Here is a 26,266-nt window from a genome sequence, read left to right on the forward strand (position 1 = left end):
TATCGTCCTTACTTCGCTTTTGATTTCCTCTAATCCATAGGTTGGACTCTGTATTATTTCTTCTATGACTTTTACTTCGCTCTTTATCTCTTCCAATCCATAAGTCGGACTTAATACGGTCTCTTCTATCGTCCTTACTTCACTTTTGATTTCCTCTAATCCATAGGTTGGACTCTGTACTATTTCTTCTATGACTTTTACTTCGCTCTTTATCTCTTCTAATCCATAGGTCGGACTTAATACGGTCTCTTCTATCGTCTTTACTTCACTTTTGATTTCCTCTAATCCATAGGTTGGACTCTGTACTATTTCTTCTATGACTTTTACTTCGCTCTTGATCTCTTCCAATCCATAAGTCGGACTTAACACGGTCTCTTCTATCGTTCTTACTTCATTCTTAATTTCCTTTAGTCCATATTTAGGGTTTAATACTGTTTTCTCTATTGCTTTTACTTCTTTTTTTATTTCTTTCAATCCATATTTCGGATTCAATACAGTTTCCTCTATTGTATTAACTCCGCTCATAATTTCTTCTAAATCGCATATAATTTTATCAATTGATTTTTCAATATAATATACTTCTTTTTTTATTTCTTTTAACCCATATTTGGGATTAATCAATTTACAATAAACCTTTTTCAATCTTTTATTAATCTTATATGATATTTCTTCAATATTAGCGACTTCTATTTTAATTTCTTTCAATCCAAAACAGGGATTCCTTAGCAATCTATCTATTCGGCTTATTTTTCTTTCTATTTCGCTTAAACTACATTGAGTATTTTTTGTCCATCTAACTTCTTCTTTTATTTCATCAAGACCAGTTTCTGGGTAATACAATAATTCTTGAATACAATTAATCTCTTTTAAAATTTCCTTAAAAGCACATATTATGTGGCTATTATCCGAACAATCCAATGATTTAGAACGTGGATTATAATACCGCAAATCTTTCACAATATTTCTCTCCTTCTAACTCTATTAAACAATTTAATTCTTCTAGTGTATTTAATAGTTGACACATCCTGTGTATTACAAATTACTTATATATTTATCATCTATTACTTGTATCCACCTATTGTTATAACTAAATTTCATTGAATTATACATATCCTTAAACTTAGAATAAACATCATAGTTATGTGGGAAATATATCTTTAACCCTCTTCTTTCTCCCTCAATGGTTTTAGAATTAGGTTCTAATATAATTTTGTCTAAAATATATTTAATCACTGTATAGCATTTATTTATATCTGAATCCATTAAGCTTTCCTTACTTAATAAATCTGATAATGGAATAAAATCAAATTCTTGATTATCATTATTTATTTTTTTGTCTTTTATTAACAACAGTTGTGAATAAAGATTTATAATTTCCTTTAATTTACTAAAATATTCATTTGCAAGAAATACACAAAATATATTATTTTTTTTGATTTTGCTATTTATAATTTTTTTCATAACATTGTAAGATATAAATCCAGCTTTAGTGGCATTCAATGAATTAATTATTTCATTATAAAGTAATCCTTTTTGGGGAGCATTATCCTGTGGAAGGATTACATACTTCACAGCATTCCTACTATTTATTATAATATCATGCCATATTTCAACAGCATCCATAAAACAAGTATCCATAACTAATATATCAATATATCTTTTTATACTTTTTCTTGATAAATATAATGCTTTTGAGAATCCCTCAATGCCCATAAAAGAAGTCCCTGATTCTGAACAATCCTTCATTAATCCTACAAATCCAGCACTATGACCTGACATAATTACCGCAATATGTCTAGATGGAAATCTATTGCTACCCCAAACAATAAATTTTTTTAATTCTTCTGGTTGAGCCATGTTAATTTTTCCCAAGTCATTTAATAAAATAGCTCTATCGTTATCTATAACATATCGTTTACATCCAGTACAATTTATACCCTTTTGGGAATAATCTTTAGAAATTTGAACAATAACATTAACATTCTCCATTTTTGTAGTAGTTAAAATTGATTCAAATTGATTATATATTAATTCCTGTAAATTATTATTACCAGCAGCATATATTAGTACTGTCCATTCTTTATATTCAGATCTATATTTATTATCCAACAATATTGTTCCTTTCCCTTGAGCATTAATTATTTATTTCATTGAATTAATGATTTTTATATAACAGCTAAAACATATCTATCAATCAATATTTTTATATTTTTGTATCTTAATATCATCCAAGCACAACAATTCCTCTAATGAATCTCCTCTAATACCTGGTTCTATAATAATTTCTACTTGATTTGATCTCTCAGTTGGGTACATAAACATCATATTAATATTTGAATATGAATCTACTATTCCATCATTGTTTATAATACTTCCTGGTATCAGTCCTTTTGCGATACGTACTCTAAATAGCAATTCTAAGGAATCACCTTCTGGTAGGTAAGGAATATTCCAGAGAACTTGGTTAGTTAATAGCTGATATGTGGCTGTTGTTCCTGCTGGTGCAACTATACTTGATGGAATAAATATTAAGCCAGTACTTAGACCACCCGTAGTATCCGTAATTTCTATATTATACGCATCTGCTGATCCATCATTAACTATACTTATTCTAAACTCAACTATTTCTCCACCAACTGCATTAGTTGATGTTACAAAATTAGTTTCCCCCCTAGAAATATTTCGCTCTCCTTTTTCAATACTGACATGTGGATTTTCAACTCTAACATTTTGAAAATCAGTTTCTCTCATTGGGAATCCTGTAGGTGTTGAATTCCAGATTACTCTACCTCTATTACGCTGAACTTCTGTATAGTCAGGAGCTACAGAAGCTGAACTGTCAATTGATGCTCTGAAAGAATATATTAACGTTACAGCTCCAGCAGTAGCATCTACAACAGGTATTGTTGGCCACCTAATAGTTTGACCTACAACTGATTCTGGAGGTACAGGTGAAGGATCGTTATCATATGATTGACCATTTGGTAATATATCTACAATCCTAACATCGTAAGCTTGTAATCCCTCTGGAACAGTCCAAGTTATCGTATAATTAACTGTATCACCTATCACTGTTACATTATTATCAACAGTTTTTTCAACTGCTGAATCAGCACTTACTAATGTTTCACTATCTGAACGCTCTAAATTAGGATACTGATAATTAGTACCGACAGGGTCAAATGGTTGTGAATATGGAGAAGTAGTTTCAGCATCATTTGTTAAACTAATACCTGGACCAATCCCTGCGTCTACAGTTACTTGATAAGTTAGAGTTATTTCATCATCAGGTTTTAATTGTAATATTTCCATATTTATTTGATCTGGAGATGTAAATACAGGTACATTAAAACTAGGTGTACCTCCTGATGCAATCGCTGATAAACTTAATGGAACATAAGTTAGTAAGTCTGGAATAATATCTGAAAGGCTTACATCGAAGGCATCTACAATTGTTCCATCTATATTTTGAGGATTACTAACAATAATTGTATAAGTATATATTTGACCTGGTAATATAGCATTAGGGGAAGGTCCGACAACACTTTTATCTAAGTTTATATTAGGCTCTCCAAAGTTTACTAATACTTGGTCACGATCACTAAATATCATATTATCTGAATTCATTAATTTCAGCTTAGCCAGATTGTTTTCAGATCCTATGAAATCAGTATTCTTCATCTGTACCCTAAATACAACAGTCCATATGGTCATTCCTGGGATACTATTATCTAATAACCACTCTACTCCTTCAATTCCAGTAGGTAATGGTCCTGAAATAGGGTCAAAAGGGTTATAGACAATAGATGTTATTGTCGATGCATCTATAACTAATGGAAAAAAATCATCAATTATTACATCTGCCTGTGGGGGATTTAATGGTGCATTATATGTTATCTGAAATTCAACAAAATCACCCGGAGCCATTGCATTTATAGTAGAAGATTTCAAAGTTCCATCTTTATAATAGTAATCTAATAATTGCTTATCTATTGAAGGCAGTTGAATTACTCCAAAACTATCTGAACTATCCGGCGTTTGAGTACCAAAATTTGCATTCTCCCCATTTATATCTACCATATTGGTTAGCGTATCTCCTGCCAAAACATGCTCTGATGTCGCAAAATAATTGGTATCAACAACAGTAGAAAATGTTATTGTACCAGATGTAGAAATTACAAGTGTTCCAAAATCCCAAGTAACAGTAGTCTCGCCAGTTATAGGATCTTTTGGTGAAACAGACGTAGGTGTTGGTGTCGCTGACTGAAATGTCTGACCATCACTAATTATATCTGTAACTAATACATCATCAACATTATCATATTGGTTAACCCGATAAACAATAGTATAATCAATAATTGATCCTATAAGTAATTCAATAGGACTTTGACTCTTATTAATTGTTATATCCATTGCTAATGTAGAAACTTCACTTGAAACAGGTCCTGAAGTTCCAGTTAATGTTACCATATTGTTCATAGGGGTTTGGTGTGGAATTCTATCACCTGAATTTTCAATGCCTCCAACAGTATAATTATTCCATATAGCTACATCAAATTTTACAATATTTATTGAATTAACACTTAAATCAACATTAGTCCATTCAATTGTCACATTATCTTGTCCCCCAGGAGTAGGATTGATGACTATTGGATTCGGTGGTATCAATTGAACAGAATCAGGTCCTACAGCGGTAATAGGTCCTATAAAACGAATCCCATTATCTAAAACATCTAGTATACTTACTGAAGATACTATTCTAGTGTTATTTTCGATTACAAATTCGTATTCAAATGGCCATTGAGGACTATCCCCTGAAGGTATTCCAGCCCCCTTAGGTATTTTATTAGGTGCAATTTTTGTTACTGCGTATTGTGAAGATTTTACACTGGTAGAATCACTTTTAGCATATTGTATATTACCTGGTTCCCCATCACCTCTAGGCTTTGTATCTACTGTTGCTTCTATAGCAACTGGTGTTAACACTGTGTTAAACGGAACAGGCAAACCTGTTTCTCTATAGTTTTCATCAGCCATTAACACAATTGCAAATTCATAATCTGTTTCATTTGGTGCCAAATCTTTAATATTTAACCAGGTAAGAGTTATAGTATTATCAATATTTATTACTTGAGAAGTTACTGGAATATCCGAATTTACGAAAGATACACCATCTGGTATTGTCATTTGTAGAGTGTAATTATACCCCCAATCACTTGGATTATTATTTGATGCAGTAATTGTCACTATTCCTTCTCTACCTATTACTATATTAGCAGGATCAGGTGCAACATCTACAATAAATAAATTTGGATCAAATGCCATTTCAATCATTCCTTTTTAAATTTTGTATAATTCATCTTAAGTAGCTCAATAATTATTTTTAACCCAATCAATCAAGACGTATTAAATAATCACATAGAATTACCTACTATATTCTATGTGATTACACTAAATTAGCTACACCTTGTTCATACACAAATCAAATGTTTATATCATATACTATTTAATGTAAAAATAGGATTAAGTGAGGTTACTATGATAACAATTAGTTTATGTATGATTGTGAGAGATGAATCTCTAGTTCTTGATAGATGCTTAGAAAGCATATATAAGATTGTAGATGAAATTATCATTGTGGATACTGGTTCAAAGGATAATACTAAAGAAATTGCTCTTAAATATACAGATAAAATATATGACTTTCAATGGGTTGATGATTTTTCAAAAGCAAGAAATTACTCTTTCTCTCTAGCTACTAAAGAATATATCCTTTGGCTAGATGCAGATGATATTATTTTAAAAGAAGATATGGCTAGATTAAAAGAGATAAAAAAGATGTTGAGCCCAACCATTGACGTAGTTATGATGAAATACAATCTTATGGTACAAAACGGTGAACCAACAATTTCCTTCTATAGAGAACGATTATTGAAAAGAACAAGAAATTATAAATGGTATAGTCCTGTTCATGAATATATAGATTTTAGAGGAGCTAAAACTTATACTTCAGAAGTGTGCATAACTCACAAAAAAGAACATGCTAAATCTGATAGAAATCTTAAAATATTAGAAAAACAATTTGATAATGGTAAAGAATTATCACCTAGAAATTGGTTTTATTATGCTAGAGAACTCTATTTTCATGGTAAATACGATAAAGCTATTATTTATTACGAAAAATTTCTGGATACAGAAGGAGAATATCTTTCCAACTATATAGATTCCTGCATAGATTTATCTAAAATATATACAGCAAAAAACAAACCTAAAAAATGTTTGAAAACATTAATAAGGAGCTTAGAATATGATTTACCTAGAGCAGAAATATGCTGTTATATAGGCTACTATTATAAAAAATATAATCAGTATAATAAAGCCATTTTTTATTTTGATTTAGCCACTAGATTAGTTAAACCAGAAAAGAGATGGGGGTTTATTCTACATGATTTCTGGGATTTCATACCTTATACAGAATTAAGTATCTGTAACTATAAACTTGGAAATTTAAAACAAGCAATTCTAAATAATGATATGGCACTTAAGTATAAACCTAAAAATAAAATATTACTTAATAACAAAAAATTTTTTAACCAGATTATTTCAGAAAAATAATTACCTTAATTCACCAATTGTATCTTTAAATTACATAGATTATTTATGTTTATTCTTCTGTGAAGAAAAATTGTTGAAACCATTTTAATGGTTTTTCATTGTATTAGTAATTACATTATTATTTCTTTCATAGCAATCCATTTATCAACTAATGTAACTACCCAAGATTCTGCATATCTTGGTACTTTCAACGTAAGAGGAAACATATGCTTAGCAATGATATCCTGTTCACGTTTATTTAAACTAAAGTGTTTGTTTGCATTATCAAGAGCAATCCTTGGATGAACAAAACCATGTTTACCTTCTTTTGGTTTTGTTTCATGCCAATCATATAGGTAAAAATCATGTAATAATCCACCTCTAGCCCCAGCACGACAATCTAGATGTAGACGTTTGCATATAATAAAACTCTTATAGGAAACATTTAAACAATGGTCCAATGTAGTAACATCTGAGTGTTGGATAAATGTTTCCATGGATTTTACATTTGGATGCCTCAACAACTCTGAAACACACTCTCTATATTCCCTGACATTACCTAAATCTACTAACGATTTGTGTCTTAAACTTTTCAACACTTTCATTAAGAATACTCCTTACGTCAAATTTTAGTGATCCTGCATTTAATTTTAATAAATATGGGAAAGCATTAAAAATTCTTCTGTATTTTATAACACTCATACGATATTTTTCAAATGGAACTTCAGCATATTTTCTGATAGCTTCCCTAAGTGATATGACTTCTTTAGTTGATAATATCACATCTGCTATAAGATATACTGTAAATATGATTGCCATACTTACTATTACACCCTCATTGAAGCTAGCTATATAGTATGAAATATTAGGATGCAAAAGTAATAAAAATATAAAAATGAATACTCCCCAACCTAATGTGAATTTCAAACAAATATATCCTTTTAGATTAAAACGTTTATCACTATAATCCCACCATTTTTTATTGAATATTTTTTCCATTGTGAAACCAGTTAAAAATTCAAGTGTTGTAACAACCAATGTGGATACAATTACAACTATGAATAAATTGAATATATAACTGTTCGGAGTATTTCCTATAATCCTTTGTACCATAATTACAGATAATGCCCCTAATCCATATATAGGAATGAAGAAGCCTTTTAGAAATCCTCTATTAACAAATTTCCCAGTACATATTGATACAAAAGATGTTTCCCATACCCAGCCTAAAAAAGAATATATACTAAAGTAAATCATCAATCTACTTAGTTCAACCATTATCTCAACTCCTTCTTATGTCTTTATAATTAAGCTATGTGTTTATTTAAAAATCACAGATAAAGCGTTTAATGAGTCGAGTATATCTTCATTTTTATTAGAATCGAGAATATATTCAAATGCTACACCTAAAACACTTCCTAATATCAATCTTGATAAAGTACTGGAAGAAAAGTCCTTGAATTCATCTACTATTGAACTGCTTTCGTCAATACATTCTTTTATAACTCCTGACAAATGATCAAATAGGTCAGATAACATAAGTTTGAATGAATCAGACCTAAGAGCTAAACTTGATAAATCGAATAATATCTTAAAAAGTTCAGGATTTCTTTCTAATGCTTCTTTAATCAAGTTAAAAACATTTGATATTTCCTTTTTGTCTGATTGACTTTTTTTTATCTGTTTTTCAAGTTCCGTTGTATATTTACCAATCATTCGTTTGATTATCTCTTGCAATAATTTCTTTTTGCTTCCAAAATAATAATGTAATTGACTAAGTGCAACATTAGCCTCTTTTGCTATGTCTCTCAATGATATATTGGCATAACCTTTTTCTGAAACACATTTATAAGCCGCATCTAGAATTAATTCTGACTGATTAGTTTTACTACTCATCATATACAATCCTCTCCAAATAATTCGGACGACCGTCCTATACTAATTATGATATCCTAATATCTTAGATGTGTCAAATTAAAAAATGACTACTATTTTTTAATCTTTCTTCTTTTCCTGTATATTCTCAAGCATCCATTCAAATGCAAGAATTGATGTCTTGAAAAAGGCATGAGTAGCAAGCCCCTATAATTTTTCTTACACCAATAATCCACAAGCCAAAAAGCCTTTTCATCGGTAGATACGGAATTCAAACCTATCAGCTTTTCCCTTCTTTCCTCACTAACCTTTGTTCTGCTTTCTTTGAGTGTCATATTTTCAATTAACTTACTAGTGTTTTGGAAAACATCTGCTATATAATTTTTCAATTCATCTATGTTCAATTGTTTTGAAAATTCCACCAAATGCTCTCTAGGTATTTCATTACCTGTTGTGGATATAGGGGATTGTATCCTATTTTGGTAATCGTTTTTATAAAAGATCTGTTCTTGATCCAATATCAATGTATTTGAAGAAATATCTTCAATCCTAGTCAAATGATATAGATAGTAAGCTATTGTCTTATCTTTTGCCAAAGGCATCAAAGAATATTCTTCATCATTGACATTATCAAAAATGAATTGATATATTTCCCATAATTCCTTTCTAAATTCTAACAGATGTTTTATACCTATTTCAAATTCGTCTTTTTTCTTAATTGCACCTTGGAACTCTTTAAAAAGTAACGATAGTTCAGCTTTCTCTTTCATTATTTATCATCTCCGTCTTTCTTAAATATACTTTAGACATTCTATGTATCTAGATTACACCATAATCTTCTGAATTTAACCTTCCCTGTTATCTTTATTATTAATATATTAAAGTATATATTCTATCTCATTCTAAACACATCTTATATATATTAACAACATCTTCTTTCTTCAGCGGAACATAAGCAAATGTCAATAACCCATTGCTCACCGCATTTACTGCCATAGACTCAAATTTTTCATCATCAATTCCTAATTCACCAAGTGTCCCTGGCATATTACATTCATCAAAGAAATTTCTAGTCATCTCAATAGCTTTTTCAGCTTTTTTATACTTATCATCCTCGTTAAATACGTACCATACGTTCTCAGCGTATTCCACAAATTTATCTACTGTTTTATCATTTAATATGTAACGCATCCAATTAGTTATCAATACAGCCATTCCTGCTCCATGAGTAATATCATAGAATGCACTCAACTCATGTTCCATTGGATGACAGGACCATGCTGAAGTCTTTCCTGCACCAATAAGTCCATTTAATCCAAGAGCCCCTGCCCACATAAGATTGGCTCTGGCTTCATAGTTATCACTTTCCTTTATTGCAATTGGACCATATTTGATACATGTTTTAATGATTCCCTCTGCAATCCTATCCTGAACAAATGTATCTTTATCCTTCGAAAAATAGCTTTCCATTGCATGGGACATAGTATCTACTATTCCTACTGCTGTAAGGTCTGCTGACAGAGAATATGTATATACGGGGTCAAGAATTGATAATTCAGGTTGCAGCAAAGGAGAATACGTACCTATTTTCTCCTCTTCTTCTTCATTATTGATTACTGCACTGCCATTCATCTCAGAACCTGTACCAAAAGATGTCAAAACAGTAATTATGGGAAGTACTATCTTGATTTCTCCTGGACATATAACTAGATCCCATGGGTCATCTTCGTAATAATATCCTGCTGCTATAATTTTAGCACAATCAATCACACTTGCACCTCCAACAGCCAGAACTACATCAATCTTATTGTCTCGTGCAATTCTTATACCCTCTCTTACCATTTTTATCCTTGGATTAGGTGTAATGCCACCAAACTCAACCACATTACATTTATTCAAAACCTCTATCACCTCAGAGTAGATTCCATTCTTTTTAATTGCACCTTGACCATATACCAATAAAACGTTAGTACCATAATTCGTCACTTCTTTTGATAAGTCTGCAATCTTTTCCTTACCAAAATAGACTTTCGTATGTGTGTTAAAAACAAAATTCTTCATATAAAACTCCTATCATATTTATTAATGGACATTTTAGCCATTTATGTTGGACCAAATCTAGAAAAACAGCAGTATTATCTAATAATACTACTTATTATTTTTTATATAGTATAAACTAAGTTAATTATACGTTATACAATTTTATATTTCAATATTTTTGTATTTATTATTATTTTTAAACAAATTAATGTCATTTAATATAATACATTATACTTATTTATCGTCTAAAATAACATTTTTATATGTAAGTATTGTTATATAATTACTGATATTATATATTTACATGGTAAATAATGTATTGATACAGTTGTTTTTGCTATAAGATTCATTGATAATGTCGAAAAAATAGTATTAAATAAAATATTTTAATAATAGTATTTATTTGATATAATGATATAAGAACACAAAGGAGTAGATTAAATGAAAAAATTAACTTTCACTATGGAGAATTATCTAGAAGCAATATATGAACTATCACAAGAAGGTAATGGAAGTGCAAGAGTATCTGATATAGCAAAACGTCTTGGTGTCACAAAAGCCAGCACCAATAGTGCCATGACTACATTAACTAAAAAAGGTTTACTTATTAATGAAAAATACAAAGAAATCGTACTAACAGAAAAAGGTAAGATTATAGCTGAACAGACATCTCATAAACATCATGTAATCAGTCGTTTCTTAATAGAAATCTTAGATATTGATCCTGTAATTGCTGACGGAGATGCTTGTGCCATCGAGCATGTTATCAGTGATGAATCCGTATCAGCTATGTTAAATTATTACTTAAAAAATGACTGAAAACAAATTTTGTTTTTCAGTCATTTTTTTACCAAATTTTTACAATTTTTATCCCATAATAACTAAAACTTCAGATGTTTCCTTAATAAGAAGTCAATTAAATTTCATTTAATGCCCTAACCATCCTTCTCCAATTACATATCCTCCCAAATCTCCACCTTCTGGTCCCATCTCAATAACATAATCCCCTCTTTTAATTAACATAGGGTTATGCTCAATAACTATAACAGTCGCCCCATTATTCGTCAGTTCTCCCAAAATATTTATAAGTTTTTGTACATCCTTATCATGAAGTCCTGTTGTAGGTTCATCAAGAATATATAATACATCTTTTGTTTTACCTGAACATAGCTCTTTTGCAAGTTTTATTCGCTGTGCCTCTCCTCCTGAAAGAGTTGTTGCACTCTGACCTAATTTTATATAGGCAACACCTACTTTATCTAACATATCAAGTATAGTATATATTTTTTCCTGCTCTCTAAATATTTCTTTTACCTCTTTTATCTCTAACTCAAGTAAATCAGCTATAGAATACCCCTTATATTTTACTTCCAATACTTTTTCAAGATATCTTCTTCCCTTACATTTAGAACATACTGTGTAGATATCTGGCATAAAATGCATAGGAACTGCTATCTGTCCAGCTCCTTTACATTCAGGGCATTGACCCTTTTTACTATTAAAACTAAAATGTTCTTTTGTCAATTTACCTTCTTTTGCTGCTTCCAATCTGGAGTAGAAATCCCTTATTAAATCAAATACACCTGTATATGTTCCCGGATTCGACCTAGGAGTTTTTCCTATAGGCTTTTGGCTAACATAATAAACTTCTTTTAGACTATCTACTCCTATAATTTCTTTGCATCTCCCAATGGATTCCATTTTTTTACCAGTTGCTTTTAATATTGCTGGGTATAAAGTTTCTGATATGAGACTACTCTTACCTGAACCACTAACACCAACAATACAAGTCAATTTTGATAATGGTATAGTGATGTCAATATTTTTTAAGTTATTAGTAGTTATACCTTTTAACTCTAACAATTTATCTTTACTTATGGAATTACCAATAGGCTTCAAATCTAATTTTTCAAGATAATCATAATCCTGTACTTGGATTATATCTATATCAGTCTCTTTATCATATTCTGGTACATTATTTTCTTTCACAACCTCCTCTGCCCTTATTAATTCTCCCCCATATTTTCCTGCTCCCTGACCTATCTCTATCAAATAATCTGCTATTTCTTTAAATGCATTTTTATGTTCTACCATAATTATAGTATTATTCAACTTTTTCAGATCACTTATTGTTTTTATTAGAAATCTATAGTCTCTGGGATGAAGTCCTTTAGATGGCTCATCCATTATATAGAGAACGTTAGTAAAAGAAGAACCAAATTGTGTAGCTATCTTCAATCTCTGAGCCTCTCCACCTGATAAAGTAGGAATACTCCTATCAAGACTTAGATAACTTAATCCTACTTGTTGTATTTTCTTTAATCTATACAATATCTTAATAAAAATACTTTTTGACATTTCTTTTTCTCTATCACTTAGAGAATCATATGTTGTATGACACCAGTCCCTGAGATTGTCTATGCTCAAGGAAACAGCTTCTGGATAGCGTGTATTACCTATTTTGACTAAACGTGCTTCATCTATTAAGCGTTCCCCATTACAACGGTCACATTTTTTCTTAACGATAAATCGTTCAAGGTGATTTAGAGGTTTATCCTTATTATTATTTTTCATAAGGCGATACATAATATTTACTACTCCTTCAACAGGTCTTGTTATAGTACCTTTTCTACCATTAGAATTCATATAGTCAAGGCTAACTTCTCTTCCATCGGTACCATAAAATAGTTGTTTTTTGAAATCATCCGATAGATTCTTGAAAGGAACTTCCAAATCTTCCTTCATATCATCAGCTAGTGCAAGAACTTCACCTTTCATCCAATTAGCATTTGGATTTTCTCTGAACTTTCTTAGATTTCCCCACCAAAGCGAAGCTCCATCTAAGATTGACTTCTCAGGATTATCAATGATAAGATTAGTATCTATTTTCATTTTTTCCCCTAATCCTTTACAAACAGGGCACATATAATCTGGATTATTATAACTGAATACAGAAGGCGTCAGTGAGAAAAAAATACTACCACATTTACTGCACACGTTATTGTTAGGAACAGTTTCATTACAATGAGGGCATACTCTCTCACCTATGGTAGCATATAGTAGTCTTAGATAATCTCCAATTCTAGACACAGAGCCTACTGTTGACCTTGGATTCATCCCTAGATTTCTCTGCTCTATGGCTATGGCAGGCTGTAATCCAGTTATTCTTTTCACTTTTGAATCATTGTAATCATTATCTATGTGTGTATTGGAGGCAATCAAGTCCATGAACTGCCTTTTACTCTCATTATATATGGTATCAAAAGCAAGACTTGACTTACCACTTCCGCTAATTCCTGTTATTACTGTAATTTTATCCTTTGGTATTTTCACAGAAATATCTTTTAGATTATGGATAGAAGCATTTTCAACAATAATCTCATTAGAATTTATATTCTCTAATTCTAAGTTGTTTTCTGGTTCTAACTCTTGTATAAATATTGGTTGTTTCTTATCTATATGTCTGTTAAAATCTCTGTTAGGAATATTTATCATTTTATCAAAATCCGAAAACATCTTGTAACCAGTCCAGTGAGCTACCCAATCCGGAACTTTTACATCATCAAAAACAGTGACAGCATTATACGGCATAATCTGTAATATATTCGTGTCTTCAAAACCATCAAATCCACAGACTTCAATTAAATGATTGACTTTATCCACAGATTTGACCTTTATAACTGTGGATGCCAGTGGATTAGGTCTTACAGGTGATCTAGTTGCAAAAACTCCACATCTAGGTGCATTTTCATAAGGTGGATTACACAACCTGATTTTACGATAATCTTTTTTATCATATCTATGAAACCACCAAAGTATTCTAAGATAATCACCTTTCTCTATTAATTCTAAAAATGACTGTATTCCAGTATTTGTAAGATGCTGTGACTCTTCTATCCTGATTATACTTTTTTTATTGATATATACGTACTTACCAATCACATTTCCCTCAAAAGTAATAGTAGCCGATTTGTTAATAATCGTATCTTGTATATTTTCTTCACATGGAAAATACGGTTTTATATCTACGATATCACCTTTAACATTAATTTCATCAATTGATATTTGCCCTTTACTTACATTGATATCCTCTATTTTTGTGCCGTAACACATAATTTTATCTACTAACTTAGTATAAATTATGCAATGACTAAAATTACTCAACCCTGTGATTGCTTTTTCAAATCCTTTTCTTAATGTAATCATAGCTGTGTTATTAAGCTCATTACTTGCTTTTCCTATTAATTCAAAATCTCCTATTGGCTGAAATTGTAATTTTTCCATAGAACCTCCATTTCTAAAGAGGAATTATAGGGATAAATATTTCAACAATCTTTTCCTCTTTATGGTTGATATTGTCTTCTGGTGGATAATATTCAAAAAACACACGGTCATCTGGTACATAACCGCTTTCTGGAAGCCATTTTGATAGCATATAATTCCAAGCAAGTTGATATCCCTCTGGTTTTAATGCAAACCTTCCTACCGCATATTTCCCACCTTCTAGAATCATACTGCCAAATTCGCCATTGGTTCTAATATCTGTATCTATTGACATACATACACTTAGTCTAAGTTGTTCTTCCATTGTTAAGTCACCAAAATCATGATAGGCAACAAACCATTTTGAATCCTTTTTTATAATATCCAATGAACTAGTATATGAATATAATTTTGTAAATAATTGTTCAAAAAGATTACTGTCACCCTTATATGATCCTGTATGCCTTATATAAACTACTTTTGTTGGCTTCATCATCTGAACAGATAATTCCATAGGTGTAGTATAGTCAATTTCTTTATCATATACTTTTCCATTCGTGCTATCATGAGCACTATTTATATTCTCAATAATTAGCATCCTATCGTTTTCACTGAGATTTCTAAACTTGCTTGCATTCATTCCAAATTTGTTTTTAAATGCTTTAGCAAAGGATGATTGGTTAGAGTAACCTAGTGATAGGGCTATATCTTGAATCGTTTTGTTATTATTGGTCGCTAATAGAAATGTAGCTTTTTCTAAACGTAGTCTTTTTATATAGCTGTATAGGCTCTCTCCAGTTATCTGTCTATAGATTCTCTGAAAATGGAAACTAGAAAATGAAGCAATACCTGCAAGCAATTCTACCGTTAATTCTTCATCCAAATGCTTTTCTATATAATCTTGAACCTTATTAATCATGGATATGTATATTTGCCTTGATTCATTGAATATAATTTTCATCATACCACCTCTTCATCTATTATAATTATTAGGTTAACATATTTTTAATTTATAAGTCTACAAAATTTAATAAAAGTAAAAGCACCGAATTTCAAGTGCTTCTATTTTTGAATTATACTACAATGTTATCTTCTTAAGTCTTCTAAAGGCAAGAGCAAAACTTAAAAAACACAAAACAATAAATAGTAATATAACAGGTAAAATGTCTCCTAACATTATTGATTCTCCAAATATAAGACTTCGTATAGCGTTAATTATATGTGTAAAAGGATTGAGATTGATTGCTACTTTCAGTCCACCAGACAAATTATCCACTGGAAATAATGCAGAACTCAAAAAGAAAACAGGAAGTACTATAGCATTCATTATGGTTTCATAGATAACTTCATTAGGAAGCATAAGACTTATGGAATAACATAACCCAGACATAAAGAACGCTGTCAAAAATATCAATAGAATTATTAATAAAACCCCAAAAATTCCAGATGCTATCTTAACCGAGAAAAAAAGTCCTGTAATACATAAAATAGCAATTTCTAAAAAAGATAGTAATACTGATTCCATCATTTGACCTAATACTATTGATATTCGACTTACAGGAGCTATAAGTATTCTATAGAAACTCCCATTAGACTTATTGATGAAATTGATTATTCCTCCACTGCAAGATGATACGAAGGCAACTAACACAATAAGTCCCGGTAAAATAAAAGCAGTATAATTAGTGTTATCTATACTTTTCATTGTCTGTCCTGCTACAGCACTATATAGAACTAGCCATATAAAAGGTTGTAATACTGGTATCAATATTGAAATAGGATTCTGAAAACGCCATTTCATGTTACGCCATAAAAAATTCAACATATAAGTACCTCCCCTCTATTATTGTCCGAGTCTGTTAATGCTAAGAATACATCTTCTAATGTTGGTTCCACAATCTCAATAGCACTGAAATTCACATTATTATCCATCAGCCATTTGTTAATGGCTTTAAACCCTACTCTACTATCTTCTACCCCAACAAAAATAGAATTATCTCTTGTCTTACTGAACTTGATTAAACCAGTACTATCAAGCATATTTTTATATTTTACAACTTCCTTCTTGTCCATGAATACTATATGAATCATATTCTGCTTGATAATTCCTCTTAGGCTTGAAGATGTTCCATGTGCTAATTCTCTACCTTGTTTCATAATACAAATATTATTACTTAACCAGTCTGCTTCTTCTAGATAATGTGTTGTAAGGAAAATGGTAGTTTTATATTCATCACGTATCTTTAATAACATCTCCCACATTGATTTTCGTGACATGGCATCCATACCTACAGTTGGTTCATCCAGAAATAGTATTTTAGGAAGTGACACCATATTCATAGCAATATCCAATCTACGTTTTATCCCTCCCGAATATGAAGATGTAGGATATTTTAGATAACTTACAAGACCGAAACTATTAATCAATGAATTAATTCTTTCTCTTGCTACTTGTTTATCCACTTTATACATCCTGCTCTGAAACATCATATTTTCCATAAGGGATAGATGTTCGTCAATGGAAATATGTTGTGCCACACAAGCAATCTGAGTACGAATCCACGAAGGGTCTTTACATAAATCCTTACCTAAGATGGTAACTTTACCGGATGTGGGTTTATAAAAAGTTGTTAAGATATTGATTAGAGAAGATTTTCCTGCTCCATTAGGTCCTAGAAGAGAAAATATCTCTCCTTTATTCACTTGTAGATTCAGACCATCAAGAGCTTTAACCCCATTTTTATATTGTTTAACCAGTTTGTCAGTCTCAATTGCCAGCATTATTTTCCCCCTCTTCAATAGGAAATATTATCTCAGTAATATACTTATCTGGATTACCTTTGAGTATTAATCCAGGTCCTTTTATATATACTTCTCTCCAAGGCGCTTGTACCTTCAGATTATTTTCTTCTAAATAATTTATCATTGCCTCATAAGCCTTTGGTAATCCATCATACCCTCCAATATGTGTAAGACATAATGCTTTTACCCTTGGTAATTCTTTTATTGTTATCCCTTGACTATTAGGGGTCTCACTAGTAGGAACACATAATTCCAATTCACCTATACCAGTTTTTTCATCTACATCATAATAAGCAAAAAATGGTGCCCCGTTTAATTTTCCTCTAATGGATTTGAATACATTGGGGAACTGTCTAGAAGCTTGTGTAATATTTCCTTTATAACCCATTGATGCCACTCTGATTGGTTCAACATCTTTGATTTCTATATCATATTTCATTGTCTTCCTCCTTGACCTTCTTAACTCCTATCCATACTTCTGAATGTATACCTTTTGCTTTATCACCCCTTATAGGATAGACTTCTATATCTGGTAATTTTGCATATTCATAACTAGAGAATGGTAACCACTCTGTTAAAAAACGTCTAAATATGGTTTGAATTGATTCTGGTAATGGACCATCGCATTCAAAAATCGCCCATGTAGCTTCTGGTATTTCCAATACAGACATGTTTTCTGGAACTTCTTTATCTGTTGATGCACCAATATAGTAATAAATCTCTTCTGGATTTTTATATTCAGTAATACCCAATACACCCTTTGGTTCTTTATTAGGCAGCTTACATATTTCAGTGAATATATTGCTATCTAATGTTTCACCCCAAAACTTTGGTACTATCTTAAAATTCTGTTCTACGTCTTCTTTCAGTGGAACTCTAATCCCAACTATCCTTATAGGATTTTTTTTCTCAATTCTATACCTCATACTTTCACCTCCAGTAACCTTAATACTAAACCTAATAGGTGGATAAGAGTTTAAAATGGTCCCCTCTTTTCTAGCAGCAGTAGGTGAAACACCATGAACTCTCTGAAAAGCACGATTGAAAGAAGTTGGAGAATCATAACCATATTTTAATGCAATATCCATAACTTTTTTGTCACTTGTCTGTAGTTCAAAAGCGGCTTTTGTCATTCTTCTGCGCCGTATATAGCTTGATAGTGGTATATCTGCTACGTAGGAAAACATACGTTGAAAGTAGTATGTTGAACAACAAGCAATCTTAGCAGCTTCATCATATGAGATATTTCCTGTCAAATTCTCTTCTATATAATTTATTGCTTTACTTAGTTTCGTTAACCATTCCATTTCTTCACCTCCTGAGTAAAAGTTTAGCACAATTAAAATTTTATATCTTCTCTTTTAGTGTCCTGTTTTGTAAACTTTAATTTAATGGATATTTTGATATTTATACCCATTATTTTTTTATCTTCTCAATAAGTATAATTTATATTAAAAAATCAAAAACTAAGTTATTACCTTTTGAAGGAGCAATTAAATTGAATAAATCCGTAATAATAGTTGGTGCTGGTGTTGGTGGCTTAGCTACAGCTGTGAAATTATTAAGTAAAGGATACAAAGTGACCATTTATGAAAAAAACAATAGGATAGGCGGCAGAGTTAATCTTATTGAGACAAATAGTTTTAGATTCGATCTCACCGCTTCTATATTGATGACACCTGAAATATATAAGGATGTTTTTAGATATGTTGGTAAGGACTATAAAGATTATATTAATTTTATAGATTTAGACCCTATCTATAGAGCATTCTATTCCGATCGGACTCATTTTGACCTTTTCAGGGATATTGGTAAACTCACTGAAAGCTTGGAAGCTTTATCAAAAAAAGACTCAATAGGCTACTATAAATTTTTATCTAAAGTATATGAAAAATATCTAATCGCCAATAAATATTTTCTTAATAATTCTTTTAGAAGACCTGTTGACTTTTTTAACTTTGTCTCATTGCAGAAAATGCTGAAAATCAATACATTCAGTAATGCTTACAGTCATATATCTTCTTATATAGATAGTAACAATCTACGGAATCTAATTGCTTTTCAATCTCTATATGTTGGTATATCTCCTTTTGATGGTCCTAATATCTACAATTTAGTTCCTACCATAAGTCAGCTATATGGTCTTACACATCTTGAGGGTGGTATGTATTCATATATAGAAGCATTAGAAAAAATGATTTATGAATTTGGTGGAAAAATAATAACTGATACTCCTGTCGAAGAAATAGTTATAGAGAATGGTTCTGCAACAGGGATTAAAAGTAAATCTGGAATTGATAAAGCTGATATAGTAGTGTGTAATGAAGATTTTCCGTATGCAATTACAGAATTAATTAAAGATAATGAAGCTAAAGGTAAATATACTGATAAAAAAATATCTAAAATGAAATATTCCTGCTCTACATTTATAATGCATCTAGGTCTTAAGAAAAAATATCCTAAGCTATCAGTCCATAATATTTATATTGGTGATGATTTCGAAAAAAATATCCAATCAGCGTTCTTTAAAAACCTTCCTGAGAATCCTTCATTATATATATATTGTCCAAGCAAAGTAGATGATACTATGGCAAAAGAAGATACAGAATGTGTGAATATAACAGTTCGTGTACCTAATCTATTATTCAATGATATTACTTGGAATAACAAGACAATCAACATAATGAAAAATAGAGTTTTTGCTCAACTTTCTACTATAGAAGGTTTATCAGATATACAAGAAAATATCATTTATGAAAGTATAACAACTCCTAATGATATGTTAACAAGATTTAATTCTTATGGTGGAACTTCTTTTGGACTTAGCCCTACTCTTTTACAGACTAACTATTTTAGACCTCATATAAAATCTCCTACTGTAGATAATTTATATTTTGTAGGAAACTCCGTTCACCCTGGTACAGGAATTTCTATTGTGTTATTGTCTAGTAAGCTTGTGGTGGAAGAGATATTGAAAAAATAAGAGACTTAGATTAAATCTAGGTCTCTTTCAAAAAATTATAATACTGTTTTACCCCATAACCCCTTTTCTTCAACTCAGAGCTCAATATTTCCACATGTTCAATTTTTATACTGATAAGATGTAATGGAGAAGGCAGCTTTTCTTGTCTTATTCCTCTTTCCCTGAGATAAGCAAGATATTCTTCACATTCGTCTTCAATGATTTCTGCTTTTCCTGTCATTTGCAAACCAGCTAAAGTGTTCATTCCTTGAAATGAATCATAGACTGTAATAGAAACATAATCATTCAACAATATATTAGCAAATTTGAACCCGCCTTCACTTAAAATATACATATGACCTTTATTGTATGTATACTCTACTGGTGTAGCTCTTACTTCGTTATCATATCCTGTAGCAAGCGCACATGTATTATGTTTTCCTAAAAATTCCTCTATATAGATTTTCAATTCTTCTATTGGCATTCTAATCAAATAATCTCTTTGTTTTCTAATATATAACCCGTACTCTGTAATTTGTTTTATATCAAATGAGTCAACGTCCTGAAATGGCATTCCGTATGCGTTACTGAAATTTTTCATCATGGTATAATCTTCATTATCCAACTGATTAAGTAGAAGTCTACCACCTATAGCCTTTGTAGAAACAACACTTCCTTTTAATATATCTTTCAAAGGTGTTAAATATATCTCTGCACCTTCATTCCTTAAACTAACGCAAAACAAAAATACTTTCTTGTTACTAAGCCATTCCCTGTTCATATACACAAAATCATATATCTTAGGATTAACCTTTTCCCCATAGATAGGTGTACCTATAATAATATAATCACTATTTTTATATTCATCTTTCCACTCATCTGTTGTACAATATGTTGCAGGACCTAATACCATAGCCAAGTCCTTAGCAATTTCTTTAGTAGACCCGTACTTACTTTCATAAACGATAATCGTATCCATAATAACTCCTCCCTAAAAAACATTAATGATATTTTATTTATTTACCTAAGTTATAGCAAATTCAATAGCATGCACTAGTTCATTATATGAAGTATTAGAAACTTTGATGTCCTATGATTTTATTCCTCAATTCGTTTATTCTGGTATATAAATGCAACTACAGCTGTGACAATAATTAATATACTTCCCAATAAACTAAGCCAATCTGGCAATTCTCCCCATACAAGAAAGCCCATTATTGCAGCAAAAATGATAGTGGTATAGTTATATATAGATACTTCAGAAGCTGGTGCATATTTATATGCAAAAGTCAATCCATATTGACCCATAGCTGCAAAAACACCTGTTCCTATTAAGTACACCCACTGCATACCCGTAGGCATCTGAAAATTCATTATGGTCAATGGAATCATCACGATAACTGAAACGAAAGAAAAGTAAAACACAATAGTAGATGGGTTTTCCTTATTTTTTAATGATCTCACTATTGTATATGCCGCTCCTGCACATATCGCCGAAAGCAATCCTGCTCCTGCCGGCAACACTTCAAAGCTGAACTCAGGCTTAATGATTAACATTGCCCCAATAAATACTATAATCAATGAAGGTATTTGAATCTTGTTCAATTTCTCTTTTAGGAATATGCAAGCAAAAATAGTTACAAAAAAAGGTGATAACTTGTTAAGCATCGCCGCATCAGCCATAATAAGATTGTTGATGGCGTAGAAATAAAAAACTACTCCTCCCAATCCTAGAAGAGATCTTCCTAACAGATATTTTTGGTTCTCCTTTTTCCCAAACATAGGTGTTTTTGTACGATAAATAACGCTTAGTGCAACAAATAAACTTACCAAGTTTCTAAATAAAACTTTTTCAAATGTTGGTATATCTCCAGCCAATTTCACCATTGTCTGCATAAGAGCAAACGCAATCGCAGAAATCAGCATAAATAGTACTGCTTTAGGTTTATTATCCATAATTGTCCTCCTACATTTCTGAGATACATTATACTCTATCTATTACCTATTAACAAGGTTCAAAGTTATCATATAAAAATAGAAAAAGTACCATTCTATAAAGTTAATATCAGAATGGTACTTTGAACAAATTATTAATACACTAATTATATCCTATTATATTAATATATGTATATTTCTTCATGATTTTACACATGTTCAATACTAGTATTATTTCTCCCACTTCTTTTGGCAATATATAAATTATCGTCAGCAATTTTTATTAGACTATCAGTATCCAGATTACAATGACTTGTATGGACGATTCCCACGCTAACAGTGAAATTAATTTCTTTTTCATTATATATTATACTGCTATTTAATTCTCGTCTAATTCTCTCACCAATAACTCCAGCTTCATCTTTTGTTACTTCATGCAAAACAACTATGAATTCTTCTCCCCCAAACCTACCAATCAGTTCTTGCTTTGGTAATAACTGTTTAATTATTGTACCTACTCTCTCAAGGACTTTATCTCCACCAGCATGACCATAAGAATCGTTAATACGTTTAAAATGGTCTAAGTCGAATATAATTACTGCTAAGCTATCTTGCTTTTCAATGGATACCTTAACTAATTGCTCATATAATTCCATGAATGAGGTTCTATTCAACAACTTAGTCAATCCGTCTATTTTAGATAATTTAATTATTTCATCTTTCATCTTTATTATCTTTTTGTACACTAGAGTTGTGGGAATGGAAGTTGATAGTGAAGCAACAGTTGCAGCTGAACAAGCTATTATTAAAGCAATCATATAATTTTCATCTAACGTAATTCTCATTATAAATAAAGTCAATAACCCAGATATGAGTACACTAATAAACCATATAAAAAATATTACCATCTGCACTGAATGCTTCCTTACGAGTTTTTCGAACATAATGGTCACCTCATCTGTTGGTATATTATATGCTGTCTAACATATCTTACTTATATTATATATTATTTTAGCATAATTTAATAGTTAAACAATAACGATGTAGTTAATATGGACAAAAACTCAATTTATAATAATTTCAGAACAAATTCATACTATAAAATATAAGCCCTAGAACTCATTGTGGAGTTCTAGGGCTGACAAAATAGCTATATTTATTATTAAGCTAACCACTTATACATCTCTAATTGACTTATTGATTCCATCTTCATATTCAAATGATTACAAAAAGTATGTACCTGTGAATTGTTAGTATATGAGACATTAAGCTCTTCTGGTTCCAATTCTGTAATAACTTTGTTCAATAATGACTTTCCATATCCTTTCATACGATACATTGGATGTACCCATAAGTAAATTAAACGTTTATTGGTTGCTACAATTCCTGCAACAATGTTTCCCTTTTCCTTAATACCATAATAGTTACACTCTATATTTTTGAAATAAGGAAAATCACTTTGCCATGGTAAATGTGAATATTCAATTTCTCTTAAAGATTTAATACCCTCAAAAGTCATATCTTCCACTTTATTGTCATAAGGGCTTATACCTATGTTGCTCTTATCTTTAATTTCCCATTTTCTATAAGTTAAATTATATACTTTTTCATAGCCCATCTTTTTATAAAAGTTTATAGCTCTGTCATTACCTTTTATTACTTCAAGAAATAACTGCCTACATCCAATTTCTTTAGCTTTCTTCTCATGATATTCCATTAAAGTCTTAGCAAGTCCATTACCTCTTTCAGAAGGAATAAGTGACATACCACCACATCTTAACGTCTTGACATTTTCCCCTTCTTTAACTCCTCCCAGAATTATACCTACTGGTATATCTTCTTTGAATGCTATAAATGAAAGTTCTCTATCATTTCCTTCTGGACCGAAGAATCTATTAATAAAATATTTTTTGTCCATCTCAACATGTATCATATAGTCTGCAAATCCATCTGTAAAAGCTTTGAATACAATTGAATCTGATACCCTAGAACATTTTTTAATTTTATACATACATTATCATCCCTTCAAAAGTATTTGGTTCAATTAATTATACACTCTCTTAAGTATCCTACAAATTTGTTATTAGATTATAATATATTCTTATTATATATCAATAATGTATAGTATAAAATATTAAATTTATTATATTATGTTTATTGTTTAATCAAAGTTGGATCTAGATTAATAGGACACCCTCCAAATTTAAAATCCTTAATCTTATCTTTTCTGTATAATACCATTTCCTTTTGATATGATATAGGTAAATATATAGCATTATTATTCAAATAGTTAAGTATATCTACATACAATTTATCAATTTCTTCACCATCTGCTGTTATTAATGATGTTTCAACTAATTTTTTAAATTTATTATAATCCCTCAATGAGCTTATAGATAAACAGTCTCCAGGTGTCTGAGGTGTTATCATTGGACTGATGAAATTCTGTGGATCATTAGGGGTAGCATAAGTACTTACAATTGACATATCAAATTCTCCCATCCCACCTTTTTGGAACCATGTCATTAATTCTAGTCCTTCTGTTTCTACTTCGATACCAATTCTATTTAATTGTGCTTTGATAATTTCAGCTATTTCACTATTAAGACTACGCTCCATTTGGTATATAAATTTGATAGAGAGTCTTTTACCATCTTTTTCTCTAATACCATCATTTGAGATTTTCCATCCTGCTTCTTCTAATAATTTTTTTGCTTTCTCTACATCATACTTTCTATTAACATCATATTTAATATCACAATGAGGTAAGTCATCATCTAGAATACTAGGGGCAATCTCTTCATATCCATACATAAGATTATTGACAATATCTTCTTTGTCAACAGCATATACTATTGCTTCTCTAACTTTTAAATCAGATAAAATATCTGAACCTGCATTAAGAAGAATATTTCTAGTTTTAGTTGTCTGCTTGGCAATCTTTCCATCTATATTATCTACCTGTACCTCTTGTGTATAATCGTCATAACTAATCCAATCAGACCCAAATATCATGTCAATCTCTCCAGATTCTAATGCCATTATTCTAGAATTAGAGTCCGGTATATATTTAATGACTACTTTATCATATTTAGGAGATTCCCCCCAATAATCATCATTTACCATTAATGTGGTACCAATATTATTATCGTAAACACTATATTTATAAGGTCCAGTTCCAACTGATCCATTAATGACTTCAAAATTATTCATGTCAAGAGTTTTCGGAGATACTATTCCCACTGGATTAGCTGATGACAAATCTTGCAAAACTGCATAATAAGGGGCATCATATTTTAACTTTACTTCATAGTCGTCAACAACTTCTATTTCTTTTATTAGATGTAATCCTTTTAGATATGTAAATAACATATTTTGTTTCTGCCATTCAAAGTTTAATTTAACAGCCTCAGCATTAAACTTCTCTCCATCATGGAATACTACATCATCTCTTAGATAAAAAGTTATTTCATTATTTTCTTCATTCCATTTCCATGATTTTGCAAGGTAAGGAATAATTTTTCCATTATCATATTTTACCAAAGTCTCGAAAACTAGATTAACAGGAGTAAAGTTCAATCCAAATGCTGTAACTGGAGTATAATTTTCTAGATTACCACCAAAACCCATATTCAATACTTTCTCCTTGTCATCTTCTACTTTACTGACTTGTTCATTTTTATCTTGACCTAATTCACTAATAACTTTTTCCTTCTTATCATCTTTCCCACATCCTGTTAACATGATCCCCATAATCAGCATTACCACTAGCATTATTATATTTTTTCTCATTCT

Annotated in this window: 22 protein-coding genes; 3 read left to right on the forward strand and 19 right to left on the reverse strand. The window is 30.7% G+C overall.

Annotated elements, in window-relative coordinates; translation table 11 throughout:
• The 3 genes from ACX6CF_RS04465 to ACX6CF_RS04475 all read right to left on the reverse strand — a co-directional run.
• On the reverse strand, nucleotides 1-957 hold a 957-nt coding region (locus tag ACX6CF_RS04465), incomplete at its 3' end, for a hypothetical protein (protein ID WP_458784099.1).
• 75 nt (nucleotides 958-1,032) lie between these two features.
• Complete coding sequence (locus ACX6CF_RS04470) at nucleotides 1,033-2,109, reverse strand: clostripain-related cysteine peptidase (protein WP_458784100.1); 1,077 nt, start codon at nucleotides 2,107-2,109, stop codon at nucleotides 1,033-1,035.
• Between the two features lie 81 nt (nucleotides 2,110-2,190).
• A complete protein-coding gene (locus tag ACX6CF_RS04475) occupies nucleotides 2,191-5,325 on the reverse strand; it encodes a hypothetical protein (RefSeq protein WP_458784101.1) in 3,135 nt (1,044 codons plus the stop codon).
• A 213-nt stretch (nucleotides 5,326-5,538) separates the two neighbouring features.
• On the opposite strand from ACX6CF_RS04475, the gene ACX6CF_RS04480 reads away from it, so the two are divergent.
• Nucleotides 5,539-6,615, forward strand: a complete 1,077-nt coding sequence (locus ACX6CF_RS04480) for a glycosyltransferase (RefSeq protein WP_458784102.1) — start codon at nucleotides 5,539-5,541, stop codon at nucleotides 6,613-6,615.
• Nucleotides 6,616-6,725: 110 nt separating this feature from the next.
• Here the strand turns inward: ACX6CF_RS04480 and ACX6CF_RS04485 are convergent, their stop codons facing one another.
• The 5 genes from ACX6CF_RS04485 to ACX6CF_RS04505 form a co-directional block, all read right to left on the reverse strand.
• Nucleotides 6,726-7,199: an HD domain-containing protein gene (locus tag ACX6CF_RS04485; RefSeq protein WP_458784103.1), complete on the reverse strand. Its 474-nt coding sequence runs from the start codon at nucleotides 7,197-7,199 to the stop codon at nucleotides 6,726-6,728.
• Nucleotides 7,150-7,872, reverse strand: a complete 723-nt coding sequence (locus ACX6CF_RS04490; RefSeq protein ID WP_458784104.1) for a putative ABC transporter permease — start codon at nucleotides 7,870-7,872, stop codon at nucleotides 7,150-7,152. Before ACX6CF_RS04490 ends, ACX6CF_RS04485 begins: the two co-directional genes overlap by 50 nt.
• A gap of 42 nt (nucleotides 7,873-7,914) precedes the next feature.
• A complete protein-coding gene (locus ACX6CF_RS04495; protein ID WP_458784105.1) occupies nucleotides 7,915-8,493 on the reverse strand; it encodes a TetR/AcrR family transcriptional regulator in 579 nt (192 codons plus the stop codon).
• A gap of 89 nt (nucleotides 8,494-8,582) precedes the next feature.
• Nucleotides 8,583-9,239 (reverse strand): phage head-tail adapter protein, encoded by a 657-nt coding sequence (locus tag ACX6CF_RS04500; protein WP_458784106.1) that lies wholly within the window; start codon nucleotides 9,237-9,239, stop codon nucleotides 8,583-8,585.
• A gap of 127 nt (nucleotides 9,240-9,366) precedes the next feature.
• Nucleotides 9,367-10,530, reverse strand: coding sequence for an iron-containing alcohol dehydrogenase (locus ACX6CF_RS04505; protein WP_458784107.1), 1,164 nt, complete (start codon nucleotides 10,528-10,530; stop codon nucleotides 9,367-9,369).
• A 420-nt stretch (nucleotides 10,531-10,950) separates the two neighbouring features.
• Between ACX6CF_RS04505 and ACX6CF_RS04510 the strand changes: the two genes are divergently transcribed.
• Nucleotides 10,951-11,328: a metal-dependent transcriptional regulator gene (locus ACX6CF_RS04510; RefSeq protein WP_458784108.1), complete on the forward strand. Its 378-nt coding sequence runs from the start codon at nucleotides 10,951-10,953 to the stop codon at nucleotides 11,326-11,328.
• Between the two features lie 108 nt (nucleotides 11,329-11,436).
• Here ACX6CF_RS04510 and ACX6CF_RS04515 read toward each other — a convergent pair whose 3' ends face one another.
• The 6 genes from ACX6CF_RS04515 to ACX6CF_RS04540 all read right to left on the reverse strand — a co-directional run bounded on the left by ACX6CF_RS04515 (nucleotide 11,437) and on the right by ACX6CF_RS04540 (nucleotide 18,881).
• Nucleotides 11,437-14,793, reverse strand: a complete 3,357-nt coding sequence (locus ACX6CF_RS04515) for a TrmO family methyltransferase domain-containing protein (protein WP_458784109.1) — start codon at nucleotides 14,791-14,793, stop codon at nucleotides 11,437-11,439.
• Nucleotides 14,794-14,806: 13 nt separating this feature from the next.
• The gene (locus tag ACX6CF_RS04520; RefSeq protein WP_458784110.1) at nucleotides 14,807-15,736 is read right to left on the reverse strand and encodes an AraC family transcriptional regulator; all 930 of its coding nucleotides are present in this window, start codon (nucleotides 15,734-15,736) and stop codon (nucleotides 14,807-14,809) included.
• Nucleotides 15,737-15,850: 114 nt separating this feature from the next.
• Nucleotides 15,851-16,597: an ABC transporter permease gene (locus ACX6CF_RS04525; RefSeq protein ID WP_458784111.1), complete on the reverse strand. Its 747-nt coding sequence runs from the start codon at nucleotides 16,595-16,597 to the stop codon at nucleotides 15,851-15,853.
• The gene (locus tag ACX6CF_RS04530; RefSeq protein WP_458784112.1) at nucleotides 16,591-17,553 is read right to left on the reverse strand and encodes an ABC transporter ATP-binding protein; all 963 of its coding nucleotides are present in this window, start codon (nucleotides 17,551-17,553) and stop codon (nucleotides 16,591-16,593) included. The genes ACX6CF_RS04525 and ACX6CF_RS04530 overlap by 7 nt, the downstream gene beginning before the upstream one ends.
• Nucleotides 17,540-18,013, reverse strand: a complete 474-nt coding sequence (locus ACX6CF_RS04535) for a GyrI-like domain-containing protein (RefSeq protein WP_458784113.1) — start codon at nucleotides 18,011-18,013, stop codon at nucleotides 17,540-17,542. The genes ACX6CF_RS04530 and ACX6CF_RS04535 overlap by 14 nt, the downstream gene beginning before the upstream one ends.
• Entirely contained in the window at nucleotides 18,003-18,881 is an 879-nt protein-coding gene (locus ACX6CF_RS04540) for an AraC family transcriptional regulator (protein WP_458784114.1), read from the reverse strand. The genes ACX6CF_RS04535 and ACX6CF_RS04540 overlap by 11 nt, the downstream gene beginning before the upstream one ends.
• Nucleotides 18,882-19,072: 191 nt before the next feature.
• Here ACX6CF_RS04540 and ACX6CF_RS04545 point away from each other — a divergent pair, with 191 nt between their 5' ends.
• The gene (locus ACX6CF_RS04545; RefSeq protein ID WP_458784115.1) at nucleotides 19,073-20,557 is read left to right on the forward strand and encodes a phytoene desaturase family protein; all 1,485 of its coding nucleotides are present in this window, start codon (nucleotides 19,073-19,075) and stop codon (nucleotides 20,555-20,557) included.
• Between the two features lie 16 nt (nucleotides 20,558-20,573).
• On the opposite strand, the gene ACX6CF_RS04550 is transcribed toward ACX6CF_RS04545, so the two are convergent.
• The 5 genes from ACX6CF_RS04550 to nikA all read right to left on the reverse strand — a co-directional run bounded on the left by ACX6CF_RS04550 (nucleotide 20,574) and on the right by nikA (nucleotide 26,263).
• Nucleotides 20,574-21,515, reverse strand: a complete 942-nt coding sequence (locus tag ACX6CF_RS04550; RefSeq protein ID WP_458784116.1) for a flavodoxin domain-containing protein — start codon at nucleotides 21,513-21,515, stop codon at nucleotides 20,574-20,576.
• A gap of 119 nt (nucleotides 21,516-21,634) precedes the next feature.
• A complete protein-coding gene (locus ACX6CF_RS04555) occupies nucleotides 21,635-22,492 on the reverse strand; it encodes a DMT family transporter (RefSeq protein ID WP_458784117.1) in 858 nt (285 codons plus the stop codon).
• 188 nt (nucleotides 22,493-22,680) lie between these two features.
• Nucleotides 22,681-23,379 (reverse strand): GGDEF domain-containing protein, encoded by a 699-nt coding sequence (locus ACX6CF_RS04560; protein WP_458784206.1) that lies wholly within the window; start codon nucleotides 23,377-23,379, stop codon nucleotides 22,681-22,683.
• Nucleotides 23,380-23,633: 254 nt separating this feature from the next.
• On the reverse strand, nucleotides 23,634-24,482 hold the full coding sequence (locus ACX6CF_RS04565) for a GNAT family N-acetyltransferase (RefSeq protein WP_458784118.1): 849 nt from the start codon (nucleotides 24,480-24,482) through the stop codon (nucleotides 23,634-23,636).
• A gap of 143 nt (nucleotides 24,483-24,625) precedes the next feature.
• Complete coding sequence (gene nikA / locus ACX6CF_RS04570; protein WP_458784119.1) at nucleotides 24,626-26,263, reverse strand: nickel ABC transporter substrate-binding protein; 1,638 nt, start codon at nucleotides 26,261-26,263, stop codon at nucleotides 24,626-24,628.
• Nucleotides 26,264-26,266: the final 3 nt, after the last annotated feature.

It is taken from the genome of Vallitalea sediminicola (assembly GCF_054408565.1).